Source organism: Schaalia odontolytica (genome assembly GCF_024584435.1).
Lineage (GTDB): Bacteria > Actinomycetota > Actinomycetes > Actinomycetales > Actinomycetaceae > Pauljensenia.
Genome location: NZ_CP102197.1, coordinates 995,213 through 1,012,321 on the forward strand (window position 1 = coordinate 995,213; position 17,109 = coordinate 1,012,321).

The 17,109-nt window shown below is 67.0% G+C and carries 15 protein-coding genes; 4 read left to right on the plus strand and 11 right to left on the minus strand.

The features are described from left to right. Positions 1-31: 31 nt before the first annotated feature. From NQK35_RS04415 to mraZ, 8 genes are all read right to left on the minus strand, one after another. Positions 32-1,327 (minus strand): FtsW/RodA/SpoVE family cell cycle protein, encoded by a 1,296-nt coding sequence (locus NQK35_RS04415; RefSeq protein ID WP_009211775.1) that lies wholly within the window; start codon positions 1,325-1,327, stop codon positions 32-34. Then, positions 1,275-2,720 carry a UDP-N-acetylmuramoyl-L-alanine--D-glutamate ligase gene (gene murD, locus NQK35_RS04420; RefSeq protein ID WP_257114663.1) on the minus strand — a complete coding sequence of 482 codons (1,446 nt, stop codon included), beginning with the start codon at positions 2,718-2,720 and terminating at the stop codon, positions 1,275-1,277. Before murD ends, NQK35_RS04415 begins: the two co-directional genes overlap by 53 nt. Beyond that, positions 2,717-3,802, minus strand: a complete 1,086-nt coding sequence (mraY, locus tag NQK35_RS04425; RefSeq protein ID WP_009211777.1) for a phospho-N-acetylmuramoyl-pentapeptide-transferase — start codon at positions 3,800-3,802, stop codon at positions 2,717-2,719. The genes murD and mraY overlap by 4 nt, the downstream gene beginning before the upstream one ends. Further along, positions 3,799-5,196 carry a UDP-N-acetylmuramoyl-tripeptide--D-alanyl-D-alanine ligase gene (locus tag NQK35_RS04430; RefSeq protein ID WP_009211778.1) on the minus strand — a complete coding sequence of 466 codons (1,398 nt, stop codon included), beginning with the start codon at positions 5,194-5,196 and terminating at the stop codon, positions 3,799-3,801. Before NQK35_RS04430 ends, mraY begins: the two co-directional genes overlap by 4 nt. 17 nt (positions 5,197-5,213) lie before the next feature. Continuing rightward, on the minus strand, positions 5,214-6,947 hold the full coding sequence (locus NQK35_RS04435) for a peptidoglycan D,D-transpeptidase FtsI family protein (RefSeq protein WP_009211779.1): 1,734 nt from the start codon (positions 6,945-6,947) through the stop codon (positions 5,214-5,216). A gap of 17 nt (positions 6,948-6,964) precedes the next feature. Continuing rightward, positions 6,965-7,357: a hypothetical protein gene (locus tag NQK35_RS04440; RefSeq protein WP_009211780.1), complete on the minus strand. Its 393-nt coding sequence runs from the start codon at positions 7,355-7,357 to the stop codon at positions 6,965-6,967. Continuing rightward, complete coding sequence (rsmH, locus tag NQK35_RS04445; RefSeq protein WP_257114664.1) at positions 7,354-8,379, minus strand: 16S rRNA (cytosine(1402)-N(4))-methyltransferase RsmH; 1,026 nt, start codon at positions 8,377-8,379, stop codon at positions 7,354-7,356. The genes NQK35_RS04440 and rsmH overlap by 4 nt, the downstream gene beginning before the upstream one ends. Before the next feature lie 112 nt (positions 8,380-8,491). After that, positions 8,492-8,923 (minus strand): division/cell wall cluster transcriptional repressor MraZ, encoded by a 432-nt coding sequence (mraZ, locus tag NQK35_RS04450; protein ID WP_009211782.1) that lies wholly within the window; start codon positions 8,921-8,923, stop codon positions 8,492-8,494. Between the two features lie 454 nt (positions 8,924-9,377). Here mraZ and NQK35_RS10595 point away from each other — a divergent pair, with 454 nt between their 5' ends. Next, positions 9,378-9,527, plus strand: a complete 150-nt coding sequence (locus NQK35_RS10595) for a hypothetical protein (protein ID WP_373567090.1) — start codon at positions 9,378-9,380, stop codon at positions 9,525-9,527. Here the strand turns inward: NQK35_RS10595 and NQK35_RS04455 are convergent. After that, entirely contained in the window at positions 9,524-9,940 is a 417-nt protein-coding gene (locus tag NQK35_RS04455) for a DUF3040 domain-containing protein (protein ID WP_048727936.1), read from the minus strand. The genes NQK35_RS10595 and NQK35_RS04455 overlap by 4 nt on opposite strands. Positions 9,941-10,007: 67 nt before the next feature. Further along, positions 10,008-11,354, minus strand: a complete 1,347-nt coding sequence (gene dinB, locus NQK35_RS04460) for a DNA polymerase IV (RefSeq protein WP_257114666.1) — start codon at positions 11,352-11,354, stop codon at positions 10,008-10,010. A gap of 47 nt (positions 11,355-11,401) precedes the next feature. Between dinB and NQK35_RS04465 the strand changes: the two genes are divergently transcribed. Next, complete coding sequence (locus NQK35_RS04465) at positions 11,402-12,259, plus strand: spermidine synthase (protein WP_257114668.1); 858 nt, start codon at positions 11,402-11,404, stop codon at positions 12,257-12,259. Positions 12,260-12,264: 5 nt separating this feature from the next. Here the strand turns inward: NQK35_RS04465 and NQK35_RS04470 are convergent, their stop codons facing one another. Further along, a complete protein-coding gene (locus NQK35_RS04470) occupies positions 12,265-13,338 on the minus strand; it encodes a PAC2 family protein (RefSeq protein ID WP_009211787.1) in 1,074 nt (357 codons plus the stop codon). A gap of 177 nt (positions 13,339-13,515) precedes the next feature. On the opposite strand from NQK35_RS04470, the gene NQK35_RS04475 reads away from it, so the two are divergent. Next, the gene (locus NQK35_RS04475; RefSeq protein WP_257114669.1) at positions 13,516-15,789 is read left to right on the plus strand and encodes a HelD family protein; all 2,274 of its coding nucleotides are present in this window, start codon (positions 13,516-13,518) and stop codon (positions 15,787-15,789) included. A gap of 53 nt (positions 15,790-15,842) precedes the next feature. Then, positions 15,843-17,048, plus strand: a complete 1,206-nt coding sequence (gene serA / locus NQK35_RS04480; protein ID WP_009211789.1) for a phosphoglycerate dehydrogenase — start codon at positions 15,843-15,845, stop codon at positions 17,046-17,048. The last annotated feature ends 61 nt before the right edge of the window (positions 17,049-17,109 follow it).

Sequence of the window (17,109 nt, forward strand, 5' to 3'; positions counted from 1 at the left end):
GAGTCTCCTTTACCCGTGTGCGTGACCCAGTCTAGCGAGCCGCGCGTCGCCGGGGGGCCACACGCGGATCGCGTCCGGCCGAGGCCTCGTCCGGCCTGCCGATCATCCACATTCCGGCGCGCGCCCGCGCAAAGGAGGCGACGACCGCGACGGCGGTAATCGTGAACAAGAAAGAGGACCCGCCGTAGGACACGAGCGGAAGGGGAACACCGATGACCGGCCCCATCCCCGTCACCGACAACACATTGATGATCGTCTGAACTCCGATCCAGGTCGCCACGCCGGAGGAGGTGATGATGACGAAGAGGTCGGTGGACTCGCGAGCGACACGAATCATTCCCCACACGAGCAGCCCGAGACACACCAGCACCGCGAGCGTTCCGAGGAGGCCGAACTCCTCGCCGACGATCGCGAAGATAAAGTCCGTATGCGCGGCCTGCAGATAGTTCCACTTCTCGCGCGATGCACCCGGTCCCAGCCCCGTCAGGCCCCCCGATCCCAGCGCCCACAGCGAGTGATCGATCTGCTCCGGCGCCGACTCATCGGGGCCCTTGGAGGTCCCCGGAAGAACGGCAAGGATGCGTCGGATACGCGTCGGATTGGACAGAACGAGGAGCACCAGCGTCGGAATGGCCACCATGAGGAGACCACCAAACCAGCGCTTGGGCAATCCGGCGACCCACGCGGCGCCGAGGGCCCCCATCGCCACGACCATCGCGGTTCCCATGTCGCGGCCCAGCATGACCGCACCGAGCGCGACAACGAGCGGCAGGCCCACGGCAACGCCCATCGTCTTGATGTCGGAGCGCTTCGACGCCGACTTCGAGACCATGAACGCCAAGAAGACCACGAGGGCGAGTTTGAGAAGCTCCGAGGGCTGAGCCATGACGGGGCCGATCTTGACCCAGTTCGCGTTTCCACCCTCGGACCTGCCCAGCGGGCTCAGAACGAGGCCTTGGAATACGAGGGCGGCACCGAAGATGAACGGGGCCAGGCGCACGAACCAACGCTGCGGAACCAGCTGAACGAAGGTCGCGATCAGCAAAGAGAAAAGGATGATGAGCAGCGGACGCGAGTACGCCGCGTAGGGGTTCTCTCCCTGCGCAATGGCGGTGACCGTCTGGGCTGAAAAGCCCATGACGAGACCGAAGACGGACAGCAGCAGCGCCGGGATCACGACCAGGTAGTACGTGGCGACCGGGCTATCCTCTCGCTGGCGGCCCGAGCCGAAACGTATCCGAGGGAGCGTCACCGTGGGGACGTGCCATCCGCGCTTATTCGTCGCCACCGGCACTCCCCCACTGGGCACGCAGGCGCGCAACCGCATCGGCAAACGCGTCCCCGCGCTGGCCATAGTTGTCAAACTGGTCCCACGACGCGCACGCCGGGGCAAACACGACCGTGTCGCCGGGCCGAGACAGGGCAACCGCCTCGTTGACGACCGAGAACATCCAGTCCTCATGCCCGTCAACCTCGACGAAGGGCACCGCCGGGGCCGCAGCGCGCAGGGATGCAATCAGCGGGCCGCGCTCGGCGCCAATCACGATGACGCCGCGCAGAAGCGGCTCGACCTGGCCGATGAGTTCGGTGAAGTCCTGGCCCTTGGCGTCTCCGCCCACGATCCAGATCGCGCTGCGCGGGGGGAGACCGGCGAGGGAGGCCCGGGCGGCGTGGGCGTTGGTGGCCTTGGAGTCATCCACCCACGTCAGATCCGCGACCTCACCGAGGATCGCGCGGCGATGCCCCGCGGGCCGAAATGCGCGCAGGCCTTCTTCGATCGCCTCGGGCTCCACCCCGTATGCTCGCGCCAGCGCGGCCGCGGCGAGCGCGTCAAGGAGTGCCGCAGCCGAGGGGTGCGCCCCGTAGGCGCCGCCCAAGTCCGAGACACGCGCGAGGGCGAGGCCGCGGCGCGCACGATCGTCGATGAAGGCGCGATCCACCAACATCCCCTCCACGATGCCGAGCTGCGACACCGAGGGCACCCCCAGGGTCACTCCGATGGCGCGCGCCCCTTCGACGACGTCGGCGTTCTCAACCATCGCCTCCACGCGCCGATCGGAGGCGGGATAGACGCAGGCTCGCACCGTGTTCTCATACACGCGTGCCTTGTCGGCCGCATAGGCCTGCGCGCTCCCGTGCCAATCAAGGTGATCTGAATCCACGTTCAGGCAGACCGACGCCAGGGGGGAGACGGAACGTGTTGTGTGCAGCTGAAAGCTGGAGAGTTCGACGGCGAAGACCTCGGCGTCGGAGTCGATCGCACGGGTGATCGGCGTGCCGATGTTGCCCACCTCCTGGACCCTCACTCCCGCGCTCGTCAGGATCTGGCCGAGCATGCCCACCGTCGTCGTCTTGCCGTTTGTGCCGGTAACGGTGAGCCACGGCCTTCCGGCGTGCGGACCCTCCTCCTGCAAACGCCACGCGAGTTCGACTTCTCCCCACAGGTCGATCCCGCTCTCCTCGCAAGCGGAAAAAATGGGGTGGTGGGCAGGGACGCCCGGAGAGACAACAACGAGGTCGGGGCGCGCCTCGATAATGGCGGCGGCGAGGGGCACCGGGTCTTCCTCGACATGCACGGCAACGTCGACCAGGCCGTTGACGTGTTCTTCCTTGGGCGGTCGCGCGTCAAATGCGCTGACCCTCCAGCCGCGCGAAAGCAACGCCTCGGCGGCTCCCCGGCCCGACTTTCCCCACCCAAGGACGGCGGCGTGGCGGCTCATCGAGCGGACACCCACTCCGCGTAGAACATCCCCGCTCCGGCGACGGCGGCTATTGCGGCGATCAACCAGAAACGGATGACGATGGTGACTTCCTTCCATCCCAGAAGCTCGAAGTGGTGGTGAAGGGGAGCCATGCGGAAGACCCGCTTGCCCGTGGCCTTAAACACGCCGATTTGGATGACGTCGGAGACGACGACGGCCACGAAGAGACCTCCGATGACGATGGCGAGAACCTGCGTCTGGGTGAGAATCGACAGGCCCGCAACGGCTCCACCCAGGGCGAGCGCACCGGTGTCACCCATGAAGATCTGGGCGGGGGACGCATTCCACCAGAGGAATCCGGCGAGGGCACCGATGAGGGCGGCACAGAAGATCGCGAGATCCAGGGGGTCGCGGGTCGCGTAGCAATTCGCCTGATTCGCTCCCGGCATCGTGCAGGACTGAATCCGCTGGAAGTATGCGATGAAGGTGTACGCGCCGAACACGAAGATGGACACGCCGGCGGCCAGCCCATCCAGGCCATCGGTCAGGTTCGTCGCGTTGGACCACGCCGTGACGATGAGGTTGGTCCACACGAGGTAGAGGGCCACTCCGAGGGCAAGGCCGGCGAAGCCGAGCGTGAGGGTGGTCGGACGCGCCACCGAGATCGCGAGAGTGCCGGGGTACTCGTCATAGTCGTTGGGGAAGATGAGGGTGCCCAGCGCAAACAGGGAGGCCACGGCCACCTGCCCGATGATCTTGCCCGAGGGGTGCAGGCCGAGGGAACGTTGGCGCATGATTTTGATTCCGTCGTCGAGCAGGCCGATGACGCCCAATCCCACGAAGAGGAAGACGAGGAGCACCCCGGACCACGATGGTCCCGCGCCTGCGACAAAGGATCCGATGAGCCACGCGAGGACCGTCGCCAGGATGATGACGACACCGCCCATCGTCGGCGTGCCGCGCTTGGTCAGGTGCTGCGTCGGCCCGTCCTGGCGGATGAACTGCCCGTACTGGTGCATCACCAGGAATCGGATGAGCAGCGGCGTGCTCATCACGGACAGCGCCATCGCGATAATGAACGCGGCAATGAGTCCAATCACCGGGTCGTTCCCTTCTCCCGCAGGATGTCAGCTACCTGCCATGACTGTGAACCGTAGGAGCCCTTCACGAGGACGACGGCGCCCTCCTCGGCGAAGCGCGCCACCAGGCGTGCGGCGTCGCTTGGATCGGAGGCAACCGTGCGATTGGCCACGCCGGAGGCTCCCTCTAGATAGTAGTGGGAGTGCGCGCCCAGGCCAATGAGTGTGTCGACCCCCGCATCGGCAACCAGCGCGCCGACCTGCTCGTGGAGCGACCGTGATTCCTCCCCCAGCTCCAGCATTTCGCCGAGAACGGCGATCCTGACCGCGTCGCGCCCGATCGAGGCCAACGCAGCGATCCCCGCTCGCATCGAGTCCAGGTTTGCGTTATACGAATCGTCGATGAGGGTCAGCGCCGTCCCCTCGATGTCGAGATCGTGAACGTCCATGCGATGCGGGCTCAGCGCTCGCGCCCCGGAGAGTACCGCCGCCACGGTGTCGAGGTCCATGCCGAGGGTGAGAGCACCGGCCGCGGCTGCCAGCGCGTTTGAGACGTGATGACGTCCGACAAGCGCCAGCGAGACGGGGGCGCTGCCGCGGGGGGTCACGAGCGTGAAAGAGGCCCGATCGGCGCGGTCGGTCCGCACCTCCTCGGCACGCACATCGGCGCGCGGCTCACCCAAGGCGGAGAATCGAACGATCGGCCCCGTCGCCATCGGCGCCATCGCCTCAACGTTGGGGTCGTCGGTGTTGAGAATGACGGGTCCACCCGGTCGCGTTCCCGCGATCAATTCGGCTTTTGCGGCCGCGACGCCCTCGAAACCGCCGAACCCTCCCACGTGCGCGTGTCCCACGCACAGCTCAATCGCCACGTCCGGGGAGACAATGTCGGTCAGGTAGGAGATGTGTCCCGGCCCCGAAGCTCCCATCTCAAGCACGAGGTGTCGCGTCGTTTCGTCGGCCTGGAGGGCGGTCAGGGGAAGGCCGACCTCGTTGTTGAAGGAGAGCTTGGGCGCCACCGTCGGCCCGTCCTCGGACAGGATCTGGAGCAGCAGGTCTTTGGTGGTGGTCTTACCCACCGATCCCGTCATCGCGATCACGTCCAGTGTGCCGCGCGAACGAAGCGCGTCCACGTGGGCGCGCGCCAGGTCGCCGAGCGCCCGAGTGGAGTCCTCAACGATGATCTGGGCGACGGCCTCCTCAAGCTCGCGTTCGGCGATCACGGCAACCGCGCCGCGCTCGATCGCGCCGTGCACGAAGGCGTGCCCGTCCGCGTTCTCACCTCTGCGCGCGACGTAGAGCGATCCTGCCGACGCCTCCCGAGAGTCCGTGACAACGGTTCCGGTGACGCACGCATCGGGTCCCACCAAGCGGCCCGATACTGCGTCTGCAATCCACTGCGCCGATGCCTGCATGTTTCTCTCCTTCGCACTCACGGCGTCGTCGGATACAGGTTAGCCGACCCCGTGGAAGCTGGGATACCCAGGTTACTGACGGCCGTGCGCGCAACGTCACCAAACAGGGGGGCCGACGAATCCGATGAGATCGATGCCACCCTCGGGTTGTAGAGAACAACGGCGATTGCCAGACGCGGGGCGTCAGCGGGGATGATTCCCGCCGTCGTGGAGACGAGTCCTGCGGCCCCGTCAATGACGGTCTCAGCGGTACCGGTCTTGACGCCGACGCGGTATCCCGGAACCTTCGCGGCTCCGGCGGTGCCGCGCTTGTCTTCAACGACCGACTCCATCATGGTCAGCAGCTGGGAGGCGGCCGCCTGCTCCATCACCTGAACCGGCTGGCTCCCTTCCGGCACCTCGACGGTCCCATCGGCGTTCGTCCACGACTTGACAACGTGCGGAGCGATCCGCACTCCCCCGTTGGCGATCGTGGCCAGCGCCGAGGCCTCTTGCATCGCGGTGATCGCGTAGGCCTGACCGAACATCGTGACGTAGCGGTCGCGTCCCGCCCACTGCTGCCAGTCCCGCAGCAGTCCGGCGGACTCTCCCGGTAGTTCGACCCCGGTTTCCTGCCCGAATCCAAAGGCACGCATCATTGAGTATCGCTGCTCATCCCCCAGCGTCTGACCGATCAGCACCGTTCCGGTGTTCGACGACTCCGCCAGGATCCCCGTCGGCGTCAGCGTTTCGCCCTCGTGCTCGTGGAAATCGGTGATGGGCCCGCCCGCATCGGGAGGTTCGAGGGCGTAGGGCACCTGAAAGACACTCGTCGGTGTGATCGTCCCCTGGTTGAGGGCGGCTCCCACGGTGATCAACTTCCCGACCGAGCCGGGCTCGAACGCATCCTGAACCGCATGCACCTTCTGGGGGCTGGCGTTGTCCGGTTCGGTCGAGTTCGAGTCGGCCATGACGAGCACGTGACCGGTGGCAACGTCCTCGATAACGATGGCCCCCCAGTCAGCCTGGTGTTTGGTGACACGCGCGTCCAGGAGGTCCTGGACCTGGTGCTGCAGGTCCGCGTGCAGGGTCAGTTCCACCGAGCCGCCATTCTTCGGCTCGACCGTCGTCTTCTTGCCTCCCGGCATGACGGCACCGTTGGGTGCGATCTCAAAGGCCTGCGCGCCCGGCGTACCCGTCAGGAGCGCGTCGAATTGAGCCTCCATGCCCGAGGACCCCTGTCCCTCGGCGTTGACGGTTCCGATCACTGGCGCTGCGACGTTACCGTTGGGGTACTCGCGCTCGAACACCGACTCCCATTCGATCCCGTAGATGTCGAGCTTACGGATCTCACGATAGGACACAGCATCAACGTTGCGTTTGATGTATTCGTAGGTTGAGTCACCCAGCATCATGCCGCCCAGCTCCGCCTCGTTCATCCCCAGGAGGGGAGCCAGCTGACGGGCAGCCTCGGCGGGGCCGCGGCCCACTTCGTTGCCGTCGTCGTCACGGTGAACGTAGGAACGGATGTTCACCTGATTGACCGCGATGTCGTAGGTTTGGATGGAATTGGCCAGCACGACTCCCGTCGCGTCCGTGATCGTCCCGCGGGCTGCGGCCACCGCCGTTGATGCGGTGCGCACGCGCTGCCCCTGCGCGGCCAACGACGGTCCTTCGATGATCTGCAGCTGCACCAAACGCACGCCGCACACGCATAGCGCGACGACCAGTGTCACCAAGATCCAACGCGAACGCGTCATGACGCTATCCATAGGCACCCGCTTCCGAGCTACTTGGCCGGCGTCCCGCCCTCAACGGTGCCCTTGTCGAGCGAGATGAACCCCGGGCTGCCCGCGGGGACCATTCCGTTGGCCTTGGCTGCCCTTTCGAGCTCGGTGGGCGACGCCTTGCGATCCAGCTCGGCACGCATCGTCCAGGACTTCGCTTCCAGCTCGTTCAGGGCCAGCTGCTGTTCGCGGATCTCGAAGGAGGTCTGCGCCATGCGGGTGTTGAGCACCATCGAAGCAACCACGGAGGCCATCGCGACGATGACCAGGAGGACGAGGATGGCAAGGACGGACCGACGCGGGCGCGCCCCCTCCACGATGCGCAGCTCGCGGACGTCGTCACGGCGCGGCTCGGGGCGAGTTGCGGGGCGCGCCTTCGCTGTTGCTGCACTCATGAGTTGTCCTTCCATTCGCTCAGTAGTTCCGCTCCGCGCAGTCGCACGGAAGCAGATCGAGGGTTGTGATCTTGTTCGGCCTGGTCCGCCCTGTTGGCGCCCTTCGTGAGAAGCCTCAGGCTGGGCGCCATCTCGTCGGGGATGATCGGCAGCCCGGGGGGAGCGGCACTGGTTGCTCCCCGCCGCAGCACGTCTTTCACTATTCGGTCCTCGAGGCTTTGGTAGGCTTCGACGACCAGGCGTCCGCCCACGCGAAGACTCGCGAGTGCGCGCGGCAGGGCACGCTCAAGAATGGTGAGCTCATCGTTGACGGCTACACGCAGCGCCTGAAAGGTGCGCTTGGCGGGGTTTCCACCGCTGCGGCGGGCCGGTGCGGGTATTGCCGAGCGGACGATATCCACGAGCTCGCCGGTACGAGTGATCGGCGCCTCGTCGCGGCGACGGATGATGAGGCGCGCGATCCGGGGGGCGAAGCGCTCCTCACCGTAGGTGCGAAGGATGCGGACGATCTCACCCTCAGACGCGCTGGCCAGGAGATCTGCCGCGCTGGGACCCGTCGTGGGGTCCATCCGCATGTCGAGCGGGGCGTCCTTCGAGTACGCGAAGCCCCGGTCGGCCTCGTCAAGCTGGAGGGAGGACACGCCCAGGTCCATGAGGATGCCGTCGACGCGCGATCCGGGGCCGCACTGTTCCTCGATGACCCGGTCGATGTGGTCGTATGTCGCGTGAACGGCCCGGAAGCGCGCACCGAAGCGCTCGAGCCGATCCGAGGCGAGTGCTATCGCCTGCGGGTCGCGATCAATTCCGATGACGGTGAGATCCTCGAAACGCTCCAGCGCTCCCTCCGTGTGCCCGCCCATGCCCAGGGTCGCGTCGACGAGGACGGCACCCGGAGCTCCAATAGCCGGGGCAAGCATGTTCAGGCATTCGGAGAGTAGGACCGGAACGTGGCGTTCTCGCGCCGGGCGGGAGGCGTCGGCGAGGTACGACGAAGCGCGCACCGACGTCGATGCTTTGGTCATGTCGTGCCTCCTTCACGCATGTCGGGCCTGACCCGTCCATCCAGGTCCCCCACCGTGCTCCGCTACCGGGGAAGTGGTATCGGAACAGCGGGCGGAGACCTGGGAGTACGGGTCAGAACATCCCGGGGATGATCTCTTCGGCCGTGTTGGAGAAGACCTCCTCCTGAACTGCGAGGTACTCGCGCCAGGAAGACGCGTTCCAGATCTCGGCTCGTGACCCGGCGCCGATGACGGCGAGCTCACGTTCCAGGCCGGCGTACGCACGCAGGTCTGCGGGGACGCTAATACGCCCCTGCTTGTCCGGAATCTCCTTGTAGGCTCCCGAGAGCATGACGCGGATCCAGTCACGCGCCTGTTTCGACGACAGGGGTGCGCGGCGCAGCTCCGCCGTCATGTTCTCGAATTCCGCTGCCGGGAAGGCGTACACGCAGTGCTCCTGCCCGCGAGTGAGGACGATGCCGCCCTCCATGTCCTCGCGGAAGCGCGCGGGTAGGAACATGCGTCCTTTGTCGTCGAGCTTGGGCTCGTACGTACCGAGGAACATGTCGCCACCCTCCCTTCTTCGGAACTTCCCCCCACTTTAACCCACTCCACCCCATATCTACGAAGAAACGTCCGGCGTGGCGCGTCAGAAGGCCTTTAGAAAGAGCTAAAAATCAAGGAAAAATACCGGTGGAGAAGAGTGGGGAAATCTTGCACACACTACGGCGCTCTCGGCCGCATCCGCCCCTCCGCCGCCACGGGATCATCCCGCTTGACGCATCGCCAACCCCTTGGAATCTGAAGGATCTCAACGAGGCCGGGGGAGCCGACACGCGCACTCACCCGCAGTGGGGAGCACCGTGGGGGCCGCAGTGGGGAGCACCGTGGGGGCCGCAGTGGGGAGCACCGTGGGGAGCACCGTGGGGAGCACCGTGGGGAGCACCGTGGGGAGCACCGTGGGGAGCACCGTGGGGAGCACCGTGGGGAACACCGTGGGGAGCACCGTGGGGAACACCGTGGGGAGCACCGTGGGGAACACCGTGGGGAGCACCGTGGGGAACACCGTGGGGAGCACAGTGGAAAGACGGAGACAGAAGAAGGTGGGGCGAGCCAGACAATCCGGCTCGCCCCACCCCCGCGACGCTATGACGCGCCGCGGCGACTAGTCGTCCCCCTTGCGGTCATCCCAGCGACGCTCCTGATCCTGAATGAACGAATCCCAGCCGCCGCGTCCGCTCTTCTTGCGTGAGGCGGCACCGTCAGCCGCAGCCGAACCCCGCCGCGAGGGCCTGGCCAGGGCGTAGAGAATCCCCGCCACCGTCAACGCAAAACCAGCGACTCCGATCACAATCGAGAGGACAGAGTAGCCCAGGGACACGGCAACGACGAGGACCACCATTCCGAGAAAAGCACCCGCGATGCCCGTCGCGAGGCGCCGGGGAGCACGCCGCGCACGCCCCGCGCTTCCCTTGTCATCGGGCGCGGGGGCGGACATCTGCGAGGCCAAGGCCGGATCCTCCTCGCGCAGCGATGCTTCCATCTGCTCGAGGATCTTCTTCTCATACTCGGTGAGAGCCATTGGCTGCCCCTTTCGGACGGATGATGACCTCAGCTTAGCGCGTGGAACGCGCCCGAGACCAACCAGCTCACAGGAGTCGCCCCTGCTCACCCCCGCCGTTGGCCCGAACGTGGCGCCCGTTGGGAAGGCCGCGGCCAGGTTCTCTTTCCCCGCCACGGCTCCCCGCCGGGCCGGCTTCGCGCTCAAGGCGCTCGCCCGAGGCAGCCTTGCGCAGGAGGGTCGCGGGTTCGAGCGCTCCGGCACCAAACTTGCTGCGAATCTGGTCCATGGCGCGCTCCGAAGCGGCGGGCCGCTCATCTCGGTCCAGCGTGACAGCAACGCCGACGGAACGCGCCTGAAGCCCCTCGGCGCGAACGCCGAAGAGGCGAACTCCCCCCAGCGGCATGTCCTCGCGCGCGAAGAGGGCGCGCGCTGCGTGCGCGATATCACGACCGGTGTCGGTCGGTGCCACGAGGCTCACGCTGCGAGTGATGGTGTGAAAGTCCGCCCCGCGCATCTTGATGACAACCGTCCACGCAACGACGTTGGCGGCCCGAAGCCTGCGCGCGCAGTCGTGGGAGGCGGCCAAAATAAACTCCTCGATGTCGGCCCGCGAGCGGATGTCGTCGTCGAAGGTACGCTCGGTGCCGACCGACTTCTCCTCGCGCGAGGTCGTCACGGGACGCGGATCGATCCCCCACGCCAGATCGTGGAGGTGATGCGCTGCGCCAGCGCCGAGGAGCCTGGTCAGGCGCGCCACGGGGGCCCGGGCCAGGTCTCCGACGGTATCGATTCCTTCCCTTTCGAGGGCGGCCCCGGTCCTTCCGCCCACACCCCACAGCGCTCCCACGGGAAGCCCGTGCAGGAACTCCACCGTCGATTCTTGGGGAACGAGCAGCAACCCATCGGGTTTGGCGTGCGACGAGGCGATCTTCGCGACCGACTTGGTGGAGGCGACCCCGACGGAGGCTGGCAGGCCAATGCTCTCGCGAATCTGAGAACGGATCCGCGCCCCGATCTGTGCGGGTGACCCGAGCCTGCGCCGCGCGCCCCGAACGTCGAGGAACGCCTCGTCGATCGACACCTGTTCGAGCACCGGGGTGACGGTCGCGAGAATCCCCATGACCCGCGCGGAGTAGTGCCGGTACAGCGAGCGTTTCCCGGGGACGAACGCGGCCGTGGGACACAGCGCGCGAGCTCGGGCGGTCGGCATGCCCGCGCGAACCCCGAGCGCCCTGGCCTCATAGGTAGCTGATGTCACAACACCTCGTCCCGAGGTTCCCCCCACAACGATGGGGCGCCCCCGCAGGGAGGGATCCTCCAACATCTCAACCTGCGCAAAGAAGGAATCCATGTCCACGTGGAGGATCGGGGTGTGCGAATCATCCGATCCCCAGTCGCGCTTTGCCCGCTGGTCCCTCGGCGCGTTCGACATGTCACCTCCCGTGCCCGCTTCCATCTCACGCAGTTACAGTGTCCACCATGGCACGCTCGTCTTCGTCACGCGACCTCATCTTCGACACGGACGTGGGATCGGCGCGCATCCGATGGGATGGCCCGCGCGCGACACTGTTCCTCGACGGCGTTGAGTCCTCGGCCCTTGATGCCTCGGACCCCACCTACCTCGAGTTCGAGTACATGCAGCACATGTCCGCCGTGGTCGATTCCCTGTGGGGGCCACACGAGCGATTCCGCGCCCTCCACCTGGGAGGTGCGGCATGCGCCCTCGCGTGCGCATGGTCCGCCTCGCACACGCGCTCGCGCCACGTCGCCGTCGAGATCGATCGCCTCCTGGCCCAGGCCGTCCGCGACCATTTCCCCATCCCGACCTCGCCTCAGGTCAAGATCCGGGTGGGTGACGGACGCGAGATCATGGAAACGGTGCGCGACGGGGCGTTCGACGTGATCGCACGCGACGCCTTCGCCGGCGGTGTCACGCCGGACCACCTGCGCACGATCGAGTGCGCCATCCACGCCCGGCGCGTCCTGAGCAGCGGCGGCGTCTACCTGGTCAACTGCGCGCACGGCGGCCACGCAAACGCTCGGCAAGACATTGCGGCTCTGCGTGCCGTCTTCCCCTTCGTCGCTTCCATCCAGGACCCGAAGGTCGGACGAGGCGGGCGCCGAGGAAACGTGGTGGCACTCGCGTGCGAGCCGGGCGTTGTCGACGCCGACGAGGTGGATCGCTCGCTTCGCACCCTGGCACTGCCCGCGCGCATCACGCGGCCCAGCCAGCTGGAGCGTTGGGTCGCGGGCACTCCCGCGCTCACCGATGCCGCCATCGGCTACCGGCCTGCCCGCCTCACCTCACCGATCGAGGAGGGCGACCAGCCGGGGTAGTCGCCTCAGGCGCGGTGGCGAGGCGTGGAAGGGCCGGGTCCCTGGCCGTTGCGGCGCGCCTCGATACGCGCGAGAACGTCCTCAATCGTGTCCGGCTTCGACGGGCCCTGGTCCTGCGGGGCACGCGAGGGAGCATTCACCGACCCGCCGCCCTCATCCTGGGCGCGAGAAACCTGCGCAAGATAGGCCTCGATAACGTCGCCGATGTCCTTGGGGGCCTTGTCGTCGCGCCCGACGCGGGGAGGCTCTCCCATCCCGGGCAACGGGATGGCGCCAGTTCCTCCGGTCCAGGCGTCGAAGTGTTCCTCAAGCGCGGAGACCGTGTGGGAGACCTCGGGGTTTCCTTCGACGAGCTTCTCAATGTTCTCCTGGTCCTGGGCCGCCCCCTGCTCCAGGTCGCCGACGGGCAGCGACAGGTCGGCAAACTTGGCCAGCGAGGTCAGCAGCGCCGACGAGGCCGCGGGGTAGGCGGTGTCGGCCATGTAGTACGGGACCGCGCCGAGGAGCGCGAGCCCGCCGATGCCTCGTTGTCCCATTCGTATCTGCACGAAGGTCGACAGGGGCGAGGGGAACTGCATGTGATTGGTCACCTGCACGCCCGACGGCAGAAGCGAGGCGTCGGTGGCCTGGACGTGGACGGGCGTGGGCCGCGTGTGGGGAACCCCGGAGGGGACCCCGTGCAGGGAGAACGTGATCTCGACTCCCGCCCGCTCGCTGATCTCACTGATCGCCTTTGTGAAAGACTCCCAGTGAGCATCCGGTTCCGCTCCATGCAGCACCAGGATCGGATTGCCCATGTCGTCCTCGACCAGGTCGAGGACCGTTTCGGGCATCACCATGTCCGGCGAGGCGACCCAGTTGTCGACGGTGACGATGGGCCGATGAGAGCGGTAGTCCATGAGAGCGTCCGCGTCAAAGGTGGCGACCCTCTCGTTGTGCAGGGACCGCAGCATCTGAGCGATCGCCATGCGTCCGGCCCCACCGGCATCGATCGCCCCATCGAAATGGATGAGGAGAATCTTCGCCTTCGCGCCGACGGCTGGCCCATCGGCGTATAGGTCGGCGGCAGTGATGCTCACGTATCCTCCTGGTGCTCGCTCTTCTCCCTCGCCTCTAACGTACCTGCGAGGCCCCCTCCTCGTCACGCGGGAGCGTGTTTTGAGCTTGAGGCGAAGTCGCACACACCGACACGCAGACGGGAGCACGGGAGGGAAAAGTGAGCAACAATAGAAGGCCACGAAAGACGAGGAGGCCCCATGGCAACACGCGCCGACCGGGAGTTTTCGACGGATCGTCCCCTGCCCGAACAGGACTTCGTCGACAGCGCCTACGAGCGTTTGGATTCTCTTCGCGCCTCGTACAGGGCGCGCCAGGGCCGGGTTCACTCGACCCACGGGGTCGGTAACGCGCAGGGCTGGACCGAACGCGAAGCGCTGTCCGCCCACCTGGGCGAGATGGCTGCGCGCCTCGAGGGCGTAGAAGAAAGGCTGGTCTTTGGTCGCCTCGATTTAGCGGATCGGTCCGTCCGTCACGTCGGCCGCCTGTCGCTGACCCGAGAAGACGGATCAACGCTGCTCGTGGACTGGCGTGCTCCCGCCGCGAGGCCCTTCTACCAGGCGACGTCGGCAGAGCCGGACGGGGTCGTTCGGCGCCGCCACATTTCCACCCGCGAGCGCCGCGTGACCGGGTTGGAAGACGAGCTCCTGGACGCATCGCGCGCCTCGGGGCTGGAGTTGCAGGGCGAGGGAGCCCTCATGCACGCGCTGAGCGAGGCCCGCGACGGACGCATGGGAGACATCGTCGCGACCATTCAGTCCGAGCAGGACAGGATCATCCGCGCCTCCGACAGGGGTCTCCTCGTCGTGCAGGGCGGGCCGGGAACGGGAAAGACGGCGGTCGCATTGCATCGCATCGCCTATCTCCTGTACGCGCACCGCGAGCGCCTGGAGCGCTCGGGTGTTCTCCTGGTTGGCCCCTCCCCCCTGTTCCTGCGCTACATCGAGCAGGTGCTGCCCTCCCTGGGCGAGACGGGCGTGGTTTCGGTGACCCTGGGTGATCTCGTGCCGGGGGTGCGCGCTCGCGCGAGCGAGGACGAAAGGGTCGCCCGGATCAAGGGACTTCCCGCGTGGGCAACAATCATCCGCGAGGCGGTGCGCGCACTGGCGAAGCTGCCCGAGGGCGACCAGGTGCTGCGCGTGTGGAACCGGGAGGTCACGCTCCGGCGCACCGACGTGGAGGCCGCCAGGCGCAGGGCGAAGCGCTCGGGCCGCCCCCACAACACGGCCCGGGAGTCCTTCGCGAGGGAACTGATGGACGTCCTCGCTCGTCGTCTGGCCACGGAGGCCGGGGACGCCGACAGCGACGGGGTGGTTGAAGCGGAGGTGAGGCGCTCGTGGCTTGCGGAGATCCGCGACTCCGTGGACTGTCGGCGCGCCATTAACTCGGCGTGGATGCCGACGAGCGCCCAGACCCTGCTGCGTAGACTCTACGCGCGTCCCGAGGTGCTGGCCGCGGCCAATAGGCGAGCCGGGTCTCCCCTGCGCGCCGAGGAGCTGGCCGCCGTGCGTCGAGCGCGCAATGCCCCGTGGAGCGTGCAGGATGTGCCGATCCTGGACGAGTGCGAGGAGCTTCTTGGTCCCATGCCCGCCTCGGCTCAGACCCGCGAGGCGGACGCCGCCGACGTCGAGCGGGCCCGCGCCGCGATCGAGGGACAGCACCTGGGCGGTGGCATCGTCACCGCCGAGATGCTCGCTGCTTCGGTCGGAGACGAGCCTTCCTGGACTCCGCTGTCCGAGCGTGCCGCGAAGGATCGAACGTGGGCGTACGGGCACATCGTTGTCGACGAGGCCCAGGAGCTGTCCCCGATGGCGTGGCGGTGCCTGCTGCGCAGGTGCCCGTCGCGCTCTTTCACCGTCGTGGGTGATTTGGATCAGCGACGCGGCCACGAGCGGCCGCCGTCGTGGGAGAAGGCTCTGGGGCCAGCCGCGCGGGCGCTGGCGGGAGAGTATGCGCTGACGGTCTCGTACCGAACCCCGGCAACACTTACGAAGCTCGCCGAGGGGGTGCTCGCCCGTGCGGGCGCTCCCGTGCTGTATCCGATGACGGCAGTTCGCGACGTCGAGGGGTGTTACCGAGTGACCCGGGTGGAACCAACCACCCGGGCAGCCGCCTCGCGGACGGAGGAGGCCCTGCGCAAGGGGGTCGAGGCCGCCCGCCGCGAGGCGGAGGAGCGACTCGACCGCGAGGCGGGGGCTTCCAGGGGCCGCATTGCGATCATCGTGGGCGAGGAGCGCGCACGGGCGTGGGGGGCAGACCTGGGGGGCGAGACCGCGCTGTCTGAGCGCGTCAGCCTCCTGTCGGCCGTCGCCTCGAAGGGCCTCGAGTTCGACTCGGTGGTCCTCGTTGAGCCCGGCGAGATCGCCGCGGACGGCATCGGGGATCTTTTTGTCGCGCTCACTCGGGCCACCCACGACGTCCACGTTGTCCACGCCGAGGTGCTTCCGGCGGGCATGGACGAGTGGTCGTCGTGACCACACGGCGGCATGCCCACGCCCGGCATGGTCTCATCTGACATGATGGGACCATGACACGCGCACTGCTGCTTGAAAACCCGCACTCCATCGCCGACGACATCTTCGCTAAGTTCGGCATTGAGGTCACCCGCGTCACCGGAGCACTGTCCGAGGAGGACCTCATTGACGCTCTCGAGGGCGTCGATTACCTGGGGCTGCGCTCCAAGACGGAGGTGACCGAACGGGTCCTACGCGCGCGTCCGCACCTGACGGCGATAGGCGCGTTTTGCATCGGTACCAACCAGATCGATCTGGCGACCGCAACCGAGATGGGGATCGCCGTGTTCAACGCCCCCTACTCCAACACGCGTTCCGTCGTCGAGCTGGCGATCGGCGAGATCATCGATTTGTCCCGCCGGGTCACCGTGAAGAACTCTCGCCTGCACCGCGGCGTGTGGGACAAGAGCGCGGACGGCGCGCACGAGGTGCGCGGTCACACGCTGGGCATCATCGGCTACGGCAACATCGGCACCCAGCTGTCCGTCCTCGCCGAGGCCATGGGGCTCAACGTCATCTTCTATGACGCCGCCGAACGCCTGGCCCTGGGCAACGCGACGCAGATGCCGACCATGGAGGCCGTCCTGCGTGAGGCCGACATCGTCTCCGTGCACGTTGACGGCCAAGAATCCAACACCAACCTCATCGGGCGCAACGAGTTTGCGTTGATGAAGCCCGGGACCCTGTTCATCAACCTCTCCCGCGGGCACGTCGTCGACGTGGAGGCCCTTCACGCCGCGCTGGTCTCGGGACACCTTGGGGGCGCCGCCATCGACGTATTCCCCTCGGAGCCGCGCGCGAACGGCGACGCCTTCACCTCTCCCCTGGCGACGCTCGACAACGTGATCCTCACCCCACACATCGGCGGTTCGACCGAGGAGGCTCAGTACGACATCGGCCGGTTCGTCGCGGCCAAGATCGGCGAGTATCAGGCGAGTGGTTCCACCGACATGAGCGTGAACCTGCCGAACCTGACGATGAACTCCGCGCCGCGTTCGCGCTACCGCGTGCGCCTGATCCACCGCAACGTGCCGGGCGTCATGGCCCGCGTCAATCAGATCTTCGCCAGCTCACAGGCCAACGTCGACGCGCAGATCCTGGCCACCGTCGACGAGGTGGGCTACGCGCTCACGGACATTTCGGCGGGTCTCGGGCGTGGCGCCCTCGAAGAGTTGGCGCATATGCCCGAGACCGTGCGGTTGATTGCCACTCCGCTATAGGACTGTCGCATTCATCGCCTCCCGAGCTGGCCAAACGTCCGCCGAACTTACGGTATCGTAG